Consider the following 17549-nt stretch of genomic DNA (forward strand, 5'->3'; position numbering starts at 1 on the left):
CGTCGGCCTGTTGGTGCTGGTAGGTAGTCGGCGATGAGGGCCCATTGGTCATCGGTGAGTAGTTGGAATCGAGACACGATTCCAGGGTTTCAGAATCCCACCGCGATATTTATCAGACACGCCCTAGGGGAGTGGACCTTGAACGGCCCACGTGCCAGATAGATTCCATCGGGCCGGAACGCGTCGTCCAAGTCGTGCACGGAATCCAGATTGGTGATGATGAAGTCCTCTTCATCGGCACCATCAATGTCATCGCCGTCGTAGACGGATTCTTCGTTCATGCGTCGTCTCCTTCGTGAGCAATCCGGCGGATCGCCCCGACAAAGGCGGGGTTGGGATTCGCCATCGGCAAGACTGCGCTGACCTCGCGCAGCGCATCATCGACAGGCACGCCGAGGTGGCGCGCCGCATAGAGTGCACCCACAGTTGGCGTTCGGCTGTGGGCCTGTACGCAGTGCAGCAGGACCGTCTTACCTTCCCGTCGCATCCGCGCAACCATGTCGGCCGCCTCGGTGAGGGTGAAATCAACGTACTGGTTGTCCGCCGGCGATGATGAGTCTACGAGCCAAACGGAAGCGCGATTCTCCCGATCGATAGAGTCGGGGACCTGTTTGCGACCGATTCGACACAGCGAGATCACTGCATCGACATCTGACGGAAGCCGGTCAAGAGCACCGATACCGCCGAGGTAGACGCTCCGGTCGTGCGGATGGGCGACACAGGTGTCGATTCTGCGCCAATCCGAGTAGTCACAGTAGTCGGTCGATGGCCAGACGTTGTCGAAGATCTCGCCATACTCTTTCCACACGCGCGTGGCGTTGACAGCGTGTTCGACGAGTTCCTCTGACCGCCATCCGGGCCAGCCGTGGATGCGACGCTTCCATTCCAGAGGTATCGCACTGACTCCGTAGGCGCCGCCGATGAGACCGCCGGCGATGGCTGCGACAGTATCGGTGTCGCCTCCTCCGCGGACAGCCATCTCCAGCGCTCGCCGCACGTGGTTCGGATCGTTGTCGGCGCGGTCCCCGCTGTGAACGATCGATGACCATGCGCCCTGGAATGCCTGGACAACCCACCCATTCTTCGTAAAGTACTCGGGTGGATGGGTCTCAGCTTCTTCGACCCGACTGAGCCACAGCTTCCGGCTGTTCTCATCAAGTGTCTCGATAGCGCTGGCCGCAAGACCATTGCGAATATCGAGCTCGCCGGTATCTACCGCGTGAGAGATCGCCGCAGACCAGATCGCGCACGCGGCCATGGCGTCCTGGTGCGGGTGGGTGAGCATACTCTGACCAGCTGCGGTGATAGCCACATAGCCAAGGTCCTGACCGACCAGACCGTAGGGCGCTGTACGCATAAGAGACCCATTGCCAGCAGCGTCTGGGAACCGCTCCTGGAATTCGCGTGCGGCGCGAATTGCGACTCCGTCCATTTCGTAGAAATCGCCATTCGATGCCCGACCAACCTCACCGAGCACGGCAGAAGTCTGATTGCCGACGTCCTTTGCGCCTTTCATCCACTCGAGCCATCCCTGCACTGCCTGCCGGAGGTTATACCCGCGCGGACGCACCCCGGTCTCGATGAGCTCGAGCAGAGGAACCGCCATGGCAGTGTCGTCGGTCCACTCGCCTGGTTCTCATCCGAAGGCTCCGCCGCCTTTCATCTCGTCAGGCATGTCGGCTGGGTATGGTCCGCCGAATTCGTAGGCAGCTCCGAGTGCATCACCGCATGCAAGGCCGACCATTACTCCGGCGGCGCGGTCCAAGTGTCCCGGCTTGGCCATTGTGGTGCCTTTCGTCCGTGGCCCGCTTCATTGTGTCGGACCGCCATAGGTAAAGCAGAGTTGCGCTAACTAACGACAGGTTAGCGCAGTTCTGCTTTAATGTAAACATGACCGGTTGGACTGATGAACGTGGCAAACGACTGACTGACTACCCGCGGCCGTCGGTCGCAGTCGACACGGCGTTGTTGACGGTGAGAGATGAAACTCTGTGCGTCGCTGTCGTGGATCGGGGTGGGTCGAAACGTCTGCCAGGGACATTCCTTCACGAGGGGGAGCTCCTCGCCGAGGCGGTCGAACGTTCCCTGCAACAGCGAGTGGGATTGGCCGGCGTTGTTCCACGGCAGCTGCGGACCTTCGATGCGATCGACCGAGATAATCGTGGGCGGGTGCTTTCTGTGGCCCATATGATCGCCCTGCCAGAGCAGCAGCTGGTTGACATCGGAGTCGTTCCGGTTGATGAGGCCGTTGGTTTGGATTTCGACCATGACCTCATCGTCGCCGAGGCGGTCGCCACCTTACGCCGCGAGTACGTTGGCCATCCCGACCCTGCATGGCTGCTGGGGGAGCGCTTCACCATCCTCGATCTGCATCGCACGCATGTGGCGATTGACCCGACGACGGCGCACAAGGACACTTTTCGTCGGGCAATGATGCGCCAGCTAGTCGAGACTGATCAGATGGAAACAGGCACAGTGGGAAAGCCGGCACGGCTGTTCCGCCGGATGTAACGAGGCTGGTGTCAGTTGCCGGCGCCGAATCTGCCGATAGCAGCGGCGGCCGCCGTAACCGTGGGGTCATCCGAATCATGATTGAGTTCATGGATGGCGGACACCAACTCTTTGAGCCGTCGTTCGGGAGCGGTCAGTTGCGAGTCGAATGCGGGGTCGAGGAGGTATTCCCGACTGTCGGTGGAGAGCATGAGCAGGTAGTCGAGGAAGAGTTCGAGGACCCGACCTGCCGTAGCGGTGTCAGTACCGGGCGGTGACATCGGCTGCAAGGTGATCTTGTTCTTCCACGCTTTCTGCTCAAGCGAATCGTCTTTGAGGGTCAGCGCGATGGCCCTGCGCGAGATCGATTCGGGGGAGACCTCGCGGACGTCGTGGAGGATCTGGTGGAAGTGATCATCGCCGAGGCCGAATCCGATGAACACGAGGCGCTTGGTTACCAGACTGGCTTTGACGAGGGCCGCGAGCACGTTGCGGTTGGCATCGAAGCCGAGGTAGTCGCTGCGCGTGAGCACGATGGTGGAAGCATCGGATACTTGGCCGTGCATCTTCAGCAGCCAGCGACTGGCTTCTGAATTCTCATCCCCGGGAATGACGGCACACTTGTGGCCAGCATCATTGCTGGCGATTTCGAACAGCTCGTCGTAGTTGAGCGTGATGGCTTGGTCGAGTGGCAGGTTGGCAATGAGGGTCGGTGCCAATCCATAAGCCGTCTTGTTGACCAGATCGGCGACGGCCTTGTTGAACGCTTCAGGGGTGGAATAGAGGTTCTTCAGGATTTCCGCTTGGTCGAGGGTCCCTTTGCCGCCAGCGATGCCATTTCTGCGTCGGTAAGTTGGTCGGCGACTTCGATGGTCAGTTGGGAGACGAGTGCTGGCCATGACGGGGCACCAGCAGAAATGCTGATGCCAGCGCCCAGGAACGGCACGACGTTTCCAGCGGCGCAATCTGTCGCGAGTTCACTTGCCGCTTGTTTGAGTTCAACCGACAGTTCGTTCCACTGAGCATCAGAGCTTTCGCGGCGAATTCGTTGTGCCAGCCCCATCTGTGCGGCACTGCGGACGACAATGACAATATCGACGAGGTGGCGCACCGCTGCTTGTTCGGCGGCTTTGAGGACGACTCGGATGAGGTCGCCGAGAACGTCTTCACCACCGCCGCCTGAACCGATGACCGGTATTGCCAGCAAAGGGAATAGCCGTGACTCGCCTCTGCCTGATTCTGCGATGGCGTGGGCGGCTGCCTCGGCAAAGCTGTCGATGATGTCGACGAACTCAGAGGCATCATCGAAGCCGAAGAAAGGAACTGCGGTGAACACAGGAATCGGGCTTGCATCCGACCACTGTTTAACTGCTGATGCGTGTGTCTTTCTATCTAAGAAGTTCTCATCGGAGAAAGCCCGGATCGCCTCGAACAGAGCAGGGTTGTTTTTGGTCCAGTAATTACGTACCGACAAGGTGCGGTCGGTCGGTAACATCCACGCATCGCACGCTACATGTGTGAGATCGCCACGAGTGACGAAAACATGAGGCGAAACAACTGACTTCGTGGACTGAGGTACAACGCCGTGTTCCACGTCAAAACTCCTTGCCGAAACACTTGCTTGTTTCCAAAAGCCTATTACTTACTCTTGAGTCTGCAGGAGGGCTGGCGGTGTGACAGGCAGCACTTATCCAGAACGATCCGAGTATACCAAGCACCTTTGGATGTTCTCTGTTCACGTCACCGCTTTGGCGTCAGCTCAACTCGTGTTTAAGCAAGCAAAAACACTGGCATGGATTAAGATCCAACTATGACTGCTATGGCTTTTGACGAGGTGTTTGACCGCCTCTACTTCTCCGCAACGAGCGAGCACGACAAGGGTTCCAAGTTCGAAGAACTCCTCGAGTCCTACCTCCAGACGGAACCGAAGTACGCTGACCAGTTCTCAAAGGTCTGGCGATGGCAACACTGGCCGGGCCGAGCAGGGCGGGTTGATACCGGTATCGATCTCGTTGCTGAAGACCGCTATACAGGTGAACTCGTTGCGATCCAAGCAAAGTTCTATGACCCTGAACGAAAGCTCGAAAAACACCACATCGATTCGTTCTTCACTGAACTCGGTAAGGAACCATTCGCGCGCGGCATGATCGTATCTTCGACCGATCAGTGGTCATCACACGCCGAAGCAGCCTTGGCTGGTCAGACGAAGGAAGTCCAGCGCCTCCGGTTGCGGGACTTCGCGGAGTCCACCATTGATTGGTCGGCCTTCGATCTCGACAGGCCTCACGAGCTGACCGCCAAGCCAGGCAAACAACCACGGAAGTATCAGCGCGAAGCCATCGACGACGTCATCGACGGATTCACCAAAAATGATCGTGGAAAACTGATCATGGCCTGCGGTACAGGGAAGACCTTCACAGCGCTGTCACTGGTCGAACAATACGTACCTGCGGGAGGCAGTGTCCTCTTCCTCGTGCCATCTATCGCGTTGTTGCAGCAGACGTTGAATGAGTGGACTGCGCAGGCAAACGTGAATCTGCGCCCTTTCGCCGTGTGTTCCGATACTTCGGTGGGGCGGAAGCAATCCGAAGATGTTTCAGTTCACGATCTTGGATTCCCCGCGACCACAGACCCGAACAAGTTGGCGGCACGTTTCAATATTTCGACCGGTGACGAGTCGATCAGCGTGGTGTTCTCCACCTACCAGTCCATCGACGTCATCCACCAAGGCCAACAGTCGGGTACCCAGCGGGGCGAGGCCGGGCTGCCCGGTATGGGGGCATTCAAAAAGGGCTTGCCTGACTTCGACCTGATCATCTGCGACGAAGCCCACCGCACCACCGGCATCTCCCAGCCAGGAGCCGATGACTCGGCGTTCGTGCGCGTGCACAATGACGAGTTCATCCGCGCCAAAAAGCGCCTCTATATGACGGCTACTCCGCGAATCTATGTGGAGGACTCGAAAGCGAAGGCTGCGCAGGATGGTGTGGCCGTGTATTCGATGGACGACGAATCCACGTACGGGCCCGAGTTCCACCATCTCGGGTTCGGACGGGCAGTGGAACTCGGACATCTGTCTGACTACAAGGTCCTGATTCTCGCAGTTGATGAAGCCTCGGTTGCTACTTCGTTCCAACGCCTGCTGTCCGAAGACGGTGACCTCAACCTCGACGACGTCGCCCGGATTGTCGGATGTTGGAATGGTCTGTCGAAACGCGGCGTCCACGGGCAACGATTGGCGATCAACGATGATTCCCCAATGAACCGGGCCGTGGCATTTGCACGGAATATCAAGGAATCAAAAGCTCTAGCGGACCAGTTCGAAAAGATCGGACGGGAACTACTGGTCAACCGCACTGATGATCAGTCGAAGTTGCGGATGGAAGCGGAACACGTCGATGGCACATTTAACGTCCTAGAACGCTCCAAACGCCTCGAATGGTTACAGGAAGAAGCCGGTCCCAACACATGCCGGATCCTCACAAACGCGAAATGCCTGACCGAAGGGGTCGACGTTCCCAGCCTTGATGGGGTCCTGTTCCTCAACCCGCGCAACTCGCAGGTTGATGTTGTTCAGGCTGTTGGTCGTGTCATGCGTAAGGCCCCCGGTAAAGAGTATGGGTACATAGTGTTGCCGATCGCAGTGCCGGCCGACCAGGACCCTGAGACGGCGTTGAATGACAACAAGAAGTACAAGGTCGTGTGGGATGTGTTGCAGGCACTGCGCGCTCACGATGACCGTTTCGAAGCGATGATCAACAAGATCGACCTGGACAAGGGGGCGAACAAAACGGTCGATGTTATCGGCGTCGGCAACGGTGATGACGAGGATGCAGGTTCTGACCGGTCGTCGGGACAAGACAGCTCCGAGGCTCTGTTCTCAATGGTTAATGCGGCCGCGTGGGAAAACGCGATCTTCGCCCGCATGGTTAAAAAGGTCGGCGACCGTAGGTATTGGGAAGACTGGGCTGCTGATGTCAAAGACATCGCCGACCGACAGACCGCCCGGTTGCTTTCCATTATCAACGACCCTGAAAACACGGTGGTTGAAGCTCGTTTTACCGAGTTCGTCTCAGCACTTCAGGCGAACCTCAACGACGGGATCACTGACACTGATGCCGTTGACATGCTTGTCCAGCACATGATCACGAAACCGGTCTTCGACGCCTTGTTCGATGACTATGACTTCACTGCCCATAATCCGGTCTCGAATGTCATGGATACCATGCTTGCCGTGCTGGGGGAGTACAACCTCGATACGGAAACTGGAAAGCTCGACGAATTCTACCGGTCTGTCCGGGTACGTGCTGAAGGGATCGAATCTGCTGAAGGTAAGCAGAAGATCATCACCGAGCTCTATGAGCGGTTCTTCAAGCTCGCGTTCCCCAAGACCGCTGAGTCTCTCGGCATTGTCTATACCCCAATTGAGGTTGTGGACTTTATCCTCCGGTCAGTCAATGACGTGCTCAAAGAGCACTTTGGGACCACGATCTCTGGTGAGGGCGTTCATGTGCTCGATCCGTTCACTGGGACAGGCACGTTCATCACCCGGCTCCTCCAATCAGGATTGATCGACCCGGCTGACCTCGCCCGGAAGTACGCCAATGAGATACACGCCAACGAAATTCTGCTTATGGCCTACTACATTGCCGCGATCAACATTGAAGCGACCTTCCACGGTCTCCAACGAGAAGCCGCTGCGGAGAAAGGAACTAACCCAGACCAGGTTGAGTACAACCCGTTCGAAGGAATCGTGCTGACCGATACGTTCCAGATGACGGAAGACGGGGACACCCTCGACGAATCAATGTTCACCGGTAACAACGACCGTGTCATCGCCCAGAACGGCCTCGATATCCGCGTTATTTTGGGCAATCCGCCGTATTCTGTGGGACAAACCAGTGGTAACGATAACAACGCCAACCAGACGTATCCGACACTGGACGAGTCAATCCGATCAACGTATGCCGCGCGGTCATCAGCGACGAACAAGAATTCCTTGTATGACTCATACATTCGTGCGATTCGATGGGCATCGAACCGTGTTCTTGATTCCGACAGCGGTGGCGTCGTCTGTTACGTCTCCAACGGCGGCTACATCGACGGCAACACTGCTGATGGCCTTAGGAAGACCCTCACAGATGAGTTCCACGACGTCTACGTCTACAACCTTCGCGGCAACCAACGTACAGCGGGTGAACTGAGCCGAAAAGAGGGCGGAAAAATCTTCGACTCTGGTTCACGGAACACCGTTGCGGTGATGGTGCTGGTGAAGCGCCCAGGCAATGTGACCGGTTGTGTGCTGCACTATAAGGATATTGGGGACTATCTCGACCGGGCGACGAAACTCGCCACTCTCGACGAGAACTCGCTAGCCTCCCTCGACTGGGACGCGATCAAACCTAACCAGTACGGCGATTGGATCAACCAACGCGACCCCAACTACGAAAACTACCCCCTTATCGCTGACAAGAAGGACAAAAGTGGTCGAACCATTTTCTCGATCCAGTCTGGCGGCTTGAAAACCAATCGAGACGCGTGGGCCTACAACTCGTCCGGGGAGAAGGTCGCTACGAATGCGGAGTCCATGATCAAGTTCTATAACAGCGAAGTCGACCGGTGGGAGGCTGGCGGAAACGCAGGCAAGGTGGATGGGTTCATTGACACTGATCCTACGAAGATCAGCTGGAATCGTGCCGACAAGAGCCAGCTTGCGCGTGGCCGCCGATATACATACAAGCCACAAGCGATACGCACTAGCACCTACCGTCCATTCAATAAACAACACGTCTATTTCGACCGTGAAGCCAATGACATGGTTTACCGGCTGAATGAGCTATTCCCGACCCCGGAGACCACCAATATCGGGTTCGTCACGGTCTCTCCAGGAGGGTCAGGCGAACACGCGAGTCTAATGGTCGGAGACATTCCCGATTTGCATTTGATTGAGACTAGTCAGTTCTTTGCGAGGTATTCATACTCGACAGCCGACGGGGATGCTCTTCTGGCGGGCCCTACTCGCTGCGACAACATTACGGATTGGGCGTTGAACGAATACAGAGCAACCTACGGTGATGATGTAGCGAAAGATGACATCTTCTTTTATGTGTATGGTCTGCTTCACTCGACGGACTATCGGACCGCATATCAAGCCGAGCTGAAGAAGACGCTGCCTCGCATCCCTCAAGTCAAGGGTCGTGAGAGCTTCGACGCATACGTCAAAGCAGGGCGTCAGCTCTCCGCGCTACACATAGGATACGAAGGCCTCGATCCTTATCCTCTGACAGAGACAGTAGCGACCGTGGCTCCAGAAGATGAGTTCGAAAGATTCGCCGTCACGAAGATGAAGTACGGGGGCAAATCTGGGGCTTGGGATAAGACGGTGATCAAATACAATCCTTACATCACCATCGAGGGGGTCCCTGAGGAAGCGCAGCAATACATGCTGGGTTCTAGGTCGGGTCTCGATTGGATTCTCGAGCGTTACCAGGTCAAGACGGACAAAGCATCCGGAATTGTCAACGATCCAAACGATTGGGGTCGGGAACACGATCAACCGCGTTACATCATCGACCTGATCGGTAAAATCACCACGGTGAGTGTAGAAACGATGCGCATCGTGGACAATTTGCCCCCACTCCAGGTGGACTGACCAAACAATCGCGACAGGTGAGATTGCGCGACCGATCTGACAACTGGGAATCATGTTTGGCTTCAATCCCCGAACCTAAACAGGCTCTTCGCAATCGAGAGTGTAGATCTGTGATTCCAGGACACGGCGAGTCGCTGCCGGGATAGACGCCGAGGTCTTCCGATGATGGAAGTTCTCACACAGTCCATCCGAAAGACCTCGACGTGGCCAAGCCTACTTTCTCAACCCCTGACCTCACGACATTCTGCCGACTCGACTCCCTCGACCTGACCTGTATTGGCCAGCATGTCACCGGACACAAAGCCATTCTGGAATGCCGGCCCAACACCGCCGATGACTGGTGCCGACGGTGTGGTGGGCACGGGATCGTCCGCGACACCGTCGTCCGCCGTCTCGCCCACGAGCCTTTCGGCCACCGACCGACCATGCTTCATATTCGCCTCCGCCGTTACAAATGTGTCGAGTGCGGCCGCGTATGGCGACAAGACACCACTGCTGCGGCGCCACCACGAGCGAAGATTTCGCGAACCGGCCTCGACTGGGCGCTGCGTGCCCTCGTCATCGATCACGACACCGTGTCCGTGATCGCTGCGAAGCTCGCCGTGTCCTGGCACACCGCGAACTCCGCCGTCCTCGCTGAAGGTCAACGACTATTGATCAATGACCCGACCCGGTTCGATGGTGTGTCCATCATTGGTGTCGACGAACACGTGTGGCGGCACACCAGGCGTGGTGACAAGTACGTCACCGTCATCATCGATCTCACCCCGATCAGCAAGGGGGCAGGCCCGGCACGTCTGCTCGACATGGTGCCGGGACGGTCGAAGCAGGTGTTCAAACAATGGTTGAAAGGCCGACCGAAAGACTGGCGTGATGGCATCGACGTCGTCGCGATGGACGGATTCTCCGGCTTCAAAACAGCCTCAGTTGAGGAACTGCCCGAGGCTGTGGAAGTCATGGACCCGTTCCACGTCGTTAAGCTCGCCGGTGATGCTCTCGACGAAGTCCGCCGTCGCATTCAGCAGGAGACCACCGGGCATCGTGGCCGGGCGAAGGATCCGCTCTATCGGGCGAGGAGGACTCTGCACACGGGTAGCAGCCTGCTCACGACCAAACAGCAAGAGCGGATCGCAGGCCTCTTCGCTGACCCCAACTTCACCGAAGTCGAAGTCACCTGGGCCGTCTACCAAGACATCGTGAGCGCCTATCGGAGTGCCGACCGTAACGAGGGCAAGAGGCTCCTGCAAGCGGTTATCGACGTCCTGACGACGAACCTGCCCACAGAGCTCATTGAGCTCAAACGGTTGGGACGAACTTTGAAGCGTCGAGCTGCTGATGTGCTCGCGTTCTTCACCCGACCAGGTACTTCGAACGGGCCCACCGAATCGATCAACGGACGGCTCGAGCACCTTCGAGGATCAGCACTCGGGTTTCGCAACCTCACGCATTACATCGCCAGGTGCCTGCTCGAGTCCGGTGGCTTCAGACCGGTTCTACACTCTCGTTTACGATGAGCCAATTTACGTCGTCAGCACAACCTTCCCCGTGGTTTTCCGACCCTCCAGCGCCCGATGCGCATCGGCCGCATCTGCCAGAGAGAACGTGGCGCCGACGCGGAAGTTGAGCCAGCCGTGCTCGATTCCGTTGAAGAGCATGGCCGAACGCTTCGCGAGCTCCTCCGAGCTGCGCACGAACCACGCCAGCGATGGACGCGAGAGGAAGATTCCGCCCGAGGAGTTCAGGCGCTGAATGTCGAACGGCGGGACCTGGCCCGACGCTCCACCGAAGAGCACCATCGACCCCAGCGGCTTGATCGAGGCCAACGAAGCATCGAACGTGTCCTTGCCGACCCCGTCATACGCGACATCGACACCCTCACCGTCGGTGAGCTCCTTGACCTTCGCCGTGATGTCGACGCCCTCGCCGTAGAGGAACACCTGATCGGCACCGGCCTTCCGCGACAGCTCCGCCTTCTCCTCGGTGCTCACCGTCGAGATGACATTGCCGCCCAGGTGCTTGATGATCTGCGTAAGCAGCAGCCCGACACCACCGGCGCCAGCGTGGACGAGTGCCGTCTGTCCCGGCTTGATCTCATGCGAACTCGTCGCCAGGTACTGCGCCGTCAGGCCCTGCAGCGGCATCGCCGCAGCCAGCTCGGCGCTCACACCCTCCGGCACGCGCAGCAGGTTATCCGTATTCACGACGACCTGCGTCGCGTACGAACCCGGGCCTTCGTGCCAAGCGACGCGGTCACCGACCTGCCAGCTCTCAATGCCTTCGCCCACCTCGGCGATGTATCTGGTTCCCTCGACGCCGACGACATGCGGGTACTCCATTGGATACACACCCGAACGACGGTACGTGTCAATGAAATTCACGCCCGCAGCCTCGACGTTGACGAGCACCTCACCGGGGCCGGGCTTCGGAGTCTCGATCTCACCGAACTCCAGGACCTCGGGTCCACCAGCCTGCAGCGCACGAACTGCCTGAAATACAAACGGGCCAGTGCGTAGTTGGCGCTAGGCCATCTCGCTTTGTTCATCGCGGGGGAGGAGCAAACCTTCAAGGTCGGTGATCAGATCGAATGCCTGCCTTTCGCTGTGACTGGAACTAGCTAGTGCTCTCAGCTGGTCGAATAGCAACGAAGGAGATGCTGCTCGTTGCTCGGCTTCCCATGATTCGGACCAATCGTTGCCTTCGAACCTGCTTCCCTCGGCGAAGATCAGGTACTCCACATCATCGATCCGTATCTCCTGACCGAACCGTTGGGCGATATCCGATGCCCATTCCTCGAGACTGTTGAGGAACTGCTCATAGCTCGGGGTATGCCAGAAGTCGACACGGAGTTTGCGATCTGGAGCATGTTTTCGGAACCATCGGTAGACCACAGCATCCATAACTGGCGCAGGTTCTTGACGATTGTTCTTTGCCGTGAGGAAGTATATGTATTTTGTACCGAATGCAGGACCGAGCCATTTGAGAAAAGACCTAGACTCTCCGTTGCGGCGGTCCACAACCAGTTTGAAGGCAGCCAGCCCGCCATCGCGCTGTGCAACCTGGGCAACTTCTAATAGCTCGGCTGCGGCCTCTGGCCGGTCCAAGATTCGACTTGTTCGGAATGGTCCATAGCCGACGAGTCCATGGCCCCACAACATTGCCAGCAAGAAAACCTGTACGGCTTCTTCTTCGTTTGTGACTATGGGGGAGAGCTGAACTGCCTGCTTGCGATCGATGGGGTCGCCGTTAAGACGATTGAAGAATTCTTTGTATTGCCCCAGCTGGTTCGTCCATGATTTCAGCTTCCACGGGGACGGGATTTGAGTCGGCCGGCCAGCCTTTTGCCAGCGTTCATACGTGGTAATCAGAGCATCTGGAGTAGTCATGATCACAGCTTAGGCGCGATTCCTTGAAATCGGGGCCGTAATGGCAGCGCGATCCAACCGAAGGTACAGGCAGGCAGTGCTGGTTGGTTGTGGCCCGGCTACGGCAGCAATGAACCGTGTGACCTCTCTGCGTCAGTGCCTGACGTTAGCCTCACCCTATGACGAACTAGCGACAATATCGATGAACAGAGGGAGGCTCTTTTGAGATGGCCGAGAACGACTATTTCTTCAAGATTTCGAGGCTGCACCGTGGTATCACCATGCTTGACGAGCGAATCGTAGCCGCGCCTTGGCGAGAGCCACAGCCCGGTGAGAACGACGACAAGTTTGGTGAACTAGACGTGGTCTCTGATCCGCTGAATTTGATGAAACTGACTCGGATACTTTCGGAAGGACAAGTTTCTCTCGCTTCAATGAAGGCATTCCGTGAACCTCTGGTTGCGAAGATGCGCCAGGCGTATCAGAACTTCGCGAATCAAGAGTTGGAGAGCATCTCCGAACTTCAGGCAGGCTCGGCGCTGGGTGGACTGTCTAAACAGTGCGCGTTCGCTATCACTGCGGTGCTCGACTCATTCACTGGTCAGTTCGAGGAGCACATCGAGCGAAAGAACTCGAGAGTGGAGTATCTTTTAGAATTCTCCGATGAGCTCGGCCTGCCGGAGCAGTCTAAGGGTGACCCGGAGCCACTCTCAGGTTTGGACATGGTTCGGTTACCTGGGGGAAGCGGTACACCGTGTAATGGCATCAGAGTTGGCGGTGACGAGGTCAGAAAGATCGACGAGGCGCAAGCGTTCACCGAGTTCGTCAACCAGATCGCGGCCACTGCGAGTGGCTTCATCGGTGAAGCTTCGTCTTCTGAGCGCGCTCAAACCATGGAACGTGAAACGTTCTCAGTGTCAGAAGGACGCGAGTACTCATATGGCGAGGCTATATTCCCGAGTAATGGTGGTGACGACAAGAGATGATTGACGATTCACTGTTCGATCGAACTGCTGAATTGAGCAGCGACCTCAAACAGCTCAAGGCCGACGAACGTTTGCTTTCAGCCAAACTGCCCGCGAATAGGGGGTACGAGACAACGTGCGAAGACGGTTTGGGCTATTACGCTTCGCCCATAGGCGAGTCTCAGCAATCGGTCGACGAGCTTGAGCAACTGAAAGAACTGCGAGCTGAGATTTGGGAGACTCTGGTTGAGCTGGAGTCAGTATTCGCTGAATTAGCGAAGTCTGAAATCGCGCAGTTGGACGCGCTTTCAGAGGCGATTCCCGGGGGTGACCTCGGCGCGGTTTGCTCTGCGGCAGTGCGAGCCGTGGTCGCTCGATACGTACAGACCTTTGGTTCGCTCCTCAGCAAGAACAACAACGTGGCTCATCTCTTGTTGGAGTTCTCACCGTGCCTGGATCGGGGCGGCCAGTCGGACAGCGGAAAAGCTAAATCAGGCAGGCCTGATGTAAGGGTTCTGCGAGACTACGATAGGACTCGGTACTGCGGGGTGAGCGTCAATGATCAAGAAGTCCGTTTCATCGACGTCGATATGGCCTTCGACGAGTTTCAAGCGACTGTGCTCAAAGCGGTCGAAGGCTGGAAACAGAAGCAACTCGTTCAGGTGCAACGCAGGGCCGTGGTGCGCAAACAGCTTACAGAAGAGAACAGCCGAAACTGAAAGGGGTCGGGTTCACCGATAGCGGAGAACCCGACCCCTTTCAGAGCGGTCAGGCAGTCAGCACAACTTTGCCAGTCGTCTCTCGGCCCTCAAGTGCCCGATGCGCATTCGCGGCATCCGCCAGGGCGAACGTCGCGCCGATGCGGAAGTTGAGCCAGCCGTGCTCGATGCCGTTGAAGAGCATTGCCGAGCGCTTCGCCAGTTCCTCTGAGGAACGGACGAACCATGCCAGCGACGGACGCGACAGGAAGATTCCGCCCGAGGAGTTCAGGCGCTGAATGTCGAACGGCGGGACCTGGCCCGACGCTCCACCGAAGAGCACCATCGACCCCAGCGGCTTGATCGAGGCCAACGAAGCATCGAACGTGTCCTTGCCGACCCCGTCATAGGCGACGTCGACGCCCTCACCGTCGGTGAGGTCCTTGACCTTCGCCGTGATGTCGACGCCCTCGCCGTAGAGGAACACCTGATCGGCACCGGCCTTCCGCGACAGCTCCGCCTTCTCCTCGGTGCTCACGGTCGAGATGACGTTGCCGCCCAAGTGCTTGATGATCTGCGTCAGCAGCAGGCCGACTCCGCCCGCCCCGGCATGGACGAGTGCCGTCTGTCCCGGCTTGATCTCATGCGAACTCGTCGCCAAATACTGCGCGGTCAGCCCCTGCAGCGGCATCGCGGCAGCCACCTCGGCGCTCACACCCTCCGGGACACGCAGCAGGTTGTCCGTGTTCACGACAACCTGAGTCGCATACGAACCCGGTGCCTCATGCCAGGCGACACGGTCACCGACCTGCCAGGACTCGACACCCTCGCCCACCTCGGCGATGCGACCCGTGCCCTCGGACCCGACGATGTGCGGGTACTCCATCGGATACACGCCCGAACGACGATACGTATCGATGAAGTTCACACCCGCCGCCTCGACATCGACGAGCACCTCACCGGCACCCGGCTTCGGGGTCGGAACCTCACCGAACTCGAGCACCTCGGGTCCACCGGCCTGCATCGCACGCACTGCCTGGGTCATCACGCCTCCTGCATATAAATTAATTGCCTGGTATGGTTATACATATGAACGATCTTACGGTTGCCGTCTCCGGTGCCACCGGATACGCCGGGGGAGAGGTCCTCCGGCTGCTGAGCACTCACCCCCACTTGAACGTCACCACGGTGTGCGGACATTCCACCGCGGGCGAGAAGCTCGGCCGACATCAACCCCATCTTCCCCGATTCTCCGATCTTGTGATCCAAGAGTCCACCGCCGAGGTGCTCGCCGGCCACGATGTCGTCATCCTCGCGCTCCCGCACGGCCAGTCCGGACAGATCGCCGCCGAACTCGAATCCACGAGCCCGGACACCCTCATCGTCGACCTCGCCGCCGACCACCGCCTCATCAGCGCCGCCGCATGGGAGAAGTTCTACGGCTCCGCACACCAAGGCACTTGGACCTACGGACTGCCCGAACTGCTGACCGCCGACGGCACCAAACAGCGCGAAGCACTCAAGTCCACGAAGCGCATCGCCGTGCCCGGATGCAACGTCACCGCTGTGAGCCTTGGGCTCGCGCCGATTATTCAAGCAGGACTCGCGGCACCTGCCGGACTCAACGCCGTGCTCGCCAACGGAGTCTCCGGTGCGGGCAAGGCGCTCAAGCCGCACCTGACCGCAGCCGAAGTCCTCGGCAATGCGTCGCCGTACGGCACCGGTGGCACTCATCGGCACGTGCCCGAGATCGAACAGAACCTCAACGGAGTCCTCGGCACCGATGCCGCTGACGGCCCCACCCGCATCACCTTCACCCCCACGCTCGTGCCCATGGCCCGCGGAATCCTCGCGACAATCACCGCCGACGCCGGGGAAACAGCACCGCGGACCGCCGAAGGACTCCTCGACGCCGCCGCGCTCAAGGACCAACTGGCCGCTTCCTTTGCTCAGACTTACGGTGACGAACCCTTCGTCCGAGTCCTGCCCGAGGGGCAGTGGCCACAGACCGCGGCAACCACCGGATCGAACGTCGCACAGATCCAGTTCACCGTCGACGAACGCGCCTCAACAATCCTCGTGGTCGTGGCACTCGACAACCTCGTCCGCGGCACCGCAGGACAGGCCCTCCAATCCATCCACTTAGCCCTCGGCCTCGACGAGGCCACCTCACTTCCCCTCGAAGGAGTCGCCCCATGAGCGTCACCGCCCCACTCGGCTTCACCGCCGCCGGACTCACCGCCGGACTCAAACCCTCCGGCACCAAGGACCTCTCACTCGTGGTCAACAACGGACCCGACACCGCCGTCGCCGCCGTCTACACGTCCAACCGGTGCAAGGCCAACCCCGTTCTCTGGTCCCAGAAGGTCTCGGCCGACGGACACGCCCGCGCCGTCGTCCTCAACTCCGGGGGAGCGAACTGCTACACCGGCGACTTCGGCTACGAGACGACGACCCTGACCGCCCGGAGCACCGCCGAACTCCTCACCGACGCCGGCACCGAGACGGTGCCTGAGGACGTGCTCGTCTGCTCCACCGGACTCATCGGCGTCGGCGGTCAGGACTTCCGCGATGCCATCGTGGGCAACCTCGCCCCACTCGTCGCCGCGGCTGATACCAGCGTCGAAGCCGGCCAGTCCGCAGCTGAAGCGATCATGACCACCGATACCGTCGCGAAGGTTGCCGCCCGCACGGGCTCGAGCGGCTTCACGATCGGCGGCATGGCTAAGGGCGCGGGCATGCTCGCACCCGGACTGGCCACGATGCTCGTCGTCATCACCACAGATGCTGGTCTCGACCAAGCGACTCTCGACCAAGCACTGCGCGCCTCGACGAACCAGTCCTTCGACCGCCTCGACACCGACGGCTGCATGTCGACGAACGACACCGTCATCCTCATGTCCTCAGGCGCCCACGACGCCGCCGTCGACGCCAACGAGTTCACCACCCTGCTGCGCGAACTCTGCCTCGACCTCATGCACCAACTGCACGTCGACGCCGAAGGCGCCCACCACGACATCGCCATCACCACCCGCGGAGCCGCCAGCGAGAAAGACGCCGTCGAAGTCTCCCGCTCCGTCGCCCGCTCGGCCCTGTTCAAGGCCGCGATCTTCGGGGAGGACCCGAACTGGGGCCGCGTCGTCGCTCAGGTGGGAACCACCTCGGCGGATTTCGACCCCACACTCATCGACGTCGCCATCAACGGCGTCCAAGTGTGCACGGCGTCGGGCCCCGACGAAGACCCCGCGAACGTGGTCTTCGAACGCACCGTCGACGTCACCATCGACCTCCACGCCGGTGACGACACCGCCACCGTGTGGACCTCGGACCTCACCCACGACTACGTCGAAGAGAACAGCGCCTACTCCTCATGAACAGCCCC

General features: G+C 58.9%; 13 protein-coding genes and 1 pseudogene. 7 read left to right on the forward strand and 7 right to left on the reverse strand.

Annotated elements, in window-relative coordinates; translation table 11 throughout:
• Positions 1-89: 89 nt before the first annotated feature.
• Together BLIN9172_RS15735 and BLIN9172_RS15740 are read right to left on the reverse strand one after the other, a co-directional pair.
• On the reverse strand, positions 90-281 hold the full coding sequence (locus tag BLIN9172_RS15735; protein ID WP_101555892.1) for a hypothetical protein: 192 nt from the start codon (positions 279-281) through the stop codon (positions 90-92).
• Positions 278-1783 (reverse strand): annotated as a pseudogene (locus tag BLIN9172_RS15740) (ADP-ribosylglycohydrolase family protein). Before BLIN9172_RS15740 ends, BLIN9172_RS15735 begins: the two are co-directional and overlap by 4 nt.
• A gap of 107 nt (positions 1784-1890) precedes the next feature.
• Between BLIN9172_RS15740 and BLIN9172_RS15745 the strand changes: the two are divergent.
• Positions 1891-2511 carry an NUDIX hydrolase gene (locus BLIN9172_RS15745; protein WP_101555893.1) on the forward strand — a complete coding sequence of 207 codons (621 nt, stop codon included), beginning with the start codon at positions 1891-1893 and terminating at the stop codon, positions 2509-2511.
• A gap of 11 nt (positions 2512-2522) precedes the next feature.
• On the opposite strand, the gene BLIN9172_RS15750 is transcribed toward BLIN9172_RS15745, so the two are convergent.
• Complete coding sequence (locus tag BLIN9172_RS15750) at positions 2523-3209, reverse strand: SIR2 family NAD-dependent protein deacylase (RefSeq protein ID WP_170286854.1); 687 nt, start codon at positions 3207-3209, stop codon at positions 2523-2525.
• Between the two features lie 71 nt (positions 3210-3280).
• Positions 3281-4084, reverse strand: a complete 804-nt coding sequence (locus BLIN9172_RS17970; protein ID WP_145997984.1) for a hypothetical protein — start codon at positions 4082-4084, stop codon at positions 3281-3283.
• A 216-nt stretch (positions 4085-4300) separates the two neighbouring features.
• On the opposite strand from BLIN9172_RS17970, the gene BLIN9172_RS15760 reads away from it, so the two are divergent.
• Both BLIN9172_RS15760 and BLIN9172_RS15765 read left to right on the forward strand, forming a co-directional pair.
• The gene (locus BLIN9172_RS15760; protein WP_101555896.1) at positions 4301-9142 is read left to right on the forward strand and encodes a DEAD/DEAH box helicase; all 4842 of its coding nucleotides are present in this window, start codon (positions 4301-4303) and stop codon (positions 9140-9142) included.
• A gap of 203 nt (positions 9143-9345) precedes the next feature.
• Positions 9346-10656, forward strand: coding sequence for an ISL3 family transposase (locus BLIN9172_RS15765; protein WP_101555897.1), 1311 nt, complete (start codon positions 9346-9348; stop codon positions 10654-10656).
• 6 nt (positions 10657-10662) lie between these two features.
• On the opposite strand, the gene BLIN9172_RS15770 is transcribed toward BLIN9172_RS15765, so the two are convergent.
• Together BLIN9172_RS15770 and BLIN9172_RS15775 are read right to left on the reverse strand one after the other, a co-directional pair.
• Positions 10663-11616: a quinone oxidoreductase family protein gene (locus BLIN9172_RS15770; RefSeq protein ID WP_101555898.1), complete on the reverse strand. Its 954-nt coding sequence runs from the start codon at positions 11614-11616 to the stop codon at positions 10663-10665.
• Between the two features lie 45 nt (positions 11617-11661).
• Entirely contained in the window at positions 11662-12525 is an 864-nt protein-coding gene (locus BLIN9172_RS15775; RefSeq protein WP_145997985.1) for an 8-oxoguanine DNA glycosylase OGG fold protein, read from the reverse strand.
• Positions 12526-12731: 206 nt separating this feature from the next.
• Here BLIN9172_RS15775 and BLIN9172_RS15780 point away from each other — a divergent pair, with 206 nt between their 5' ends.
• Together BLIN9172_RS15780 and BLIN9172_RS15785 are read left to right on the forward strand one after the other, a co-directional pair.
• Complete coding sequence (locus BLIN9172_RS15780) at positions 12732-13490, forward strand: hypothetical protein (protein ID WP_101555900.1); 759 nt, start codon at positions 12732-12734, stop codon at positions 13488-13490.
• Positions 13487-14188, forward strand: coding sequence for a hypothetical protein (locus BLIN9172_RS15785; RefSeq protein WP_101555901.1), 702 nt, complete (start codon positions 13487-13489; stop codon positions 14186-14188). The genes BLIN9172_RS15780 and BLIN9172_RS15785 overlap by 4 nt, the downstream gene beginning before the upstream one ends.
• 49 nt (positions 14189-14237) lie before the next feature.
• On the opposite strand, the gene BLIN9172_RS15790 is transcribed toward BLIN9172_RS15785, so the two are convergent.
• A complete protein-coding gene (locus BLIN9172_RS15790; protein WP_101555902.1) occupies positions 14238-15212 on the reverse strand; it encodes a quinone oxidoreductase family protein in 975 nt (324 codons plus the stop codon).
• Positions 15213-15256: 44 nt separating this feature from the next.
• Here BLIN9172_RS15790 and argC point away from each other — a divergent pair, with 44 nt between their 5' ends.
• Entirely contained in the window at positions 15257-16366 is a 1110-nt protein-coding gene (gene argC / locus BLIN9172_RS15795; RefSeq protein WP_101555903.1) for an N-acetyl-gamma-glutamyl-phosphate reductase, read from the forward strand.
• On the forward strand, positions 16363-17541 hold the full coding sequence (gene argJ, locus BLIN9172_RS15800) for a bifunctional glutamate N-acetyltransferase/amino-acid acetyltransferase ArgJ (RefSeq protein WP_101555904.1): 1179 nt from the start codon (positions 16363-16365) through the stop codon (positions 17539-17541). Before argC ends, argJ begins: the two co-directional genes overlap by 4 nt.
• The last annotated feature ends 8 nt before the right edge of the window (positions 17542-17549 follow it).

The sequence above is a fragment of the Brevibacterium linens ATCC 9172 genome (assembly GCF_900169165.1).
Classification (GTDB): Bacteria; Actinomycetota; Actinomycetes; order Actinomycetales; family Brevibacteriaceae; genus Brevibacterium; species Brevibacterium linens.

Excerpts from the sequence above, each read along its gene's own strand:
- BLIN9172_RS15780 (WP_101555900.1), top strand. The coding sequence starts at position 12,732 with ATGGCCGAGAACGACTATTTCTTCAAGATTTCGAGGCTGCACCGTGGT.
- BLIN9172_RS15790 (WP_101555902.1), bottom strand. The coding sequence starts at position 15,212 with ATGACCCAGGCAGTGCGTGCGATGCAGGCCGGTGGACCCGAGGTGCTC.
- BLIN9172_RS15785 (WP_101555901.1), top strand. The coding sequence starts at position 13,487 with ATGATTGACGATTCACTGTTCGATCGAACTGCTGAATTGAGCAGCGAC.
- BLIN9172_RS15775 (WP_145997985.1), bottom strand. The coding sequence starts at position 12,525 with ATGACTACTCCAGATGCTCTGATTACCACGTATGAACGCTGGCAAAAG.
- BLIN9172_RS15745 (WP_101555893.1), top strand. The coding sequence starts at position 1,891 with ATGACCGGTTGGACTGATGAACGTGGCAAACGACTGACTGACTACCCG.
- BLIN9172_RS15760 (WP_101555896.1), top strand. The coding sequence starts at position 4,301 with ATGACTGCTATGGCTTTTGACGAGGTGTTTGACCGCCTCTACTTCTCC.
- BLIN9172_RS15735 (WP_101555892.1), bottom strand. The coding sequence starts at position 281 with ATGAACGAAGAATCCGTCTACGACGGCGATGACATTGATGGTGCCGAT.
- argJ (WP_101555904.1), top strand. The coding sequence starts at position 16,363 with ATGAGCGTCACCGCCCCACTCGGCTTCACCGCCGCCGGACTCACCGCC.
- argC (WP_101555903.1), top strand. The coding sequence starts at position 15,257 with ATGAACGATCTTACGGTTGCCGTCTCCGGTGCCACCGGATACGCCGGG.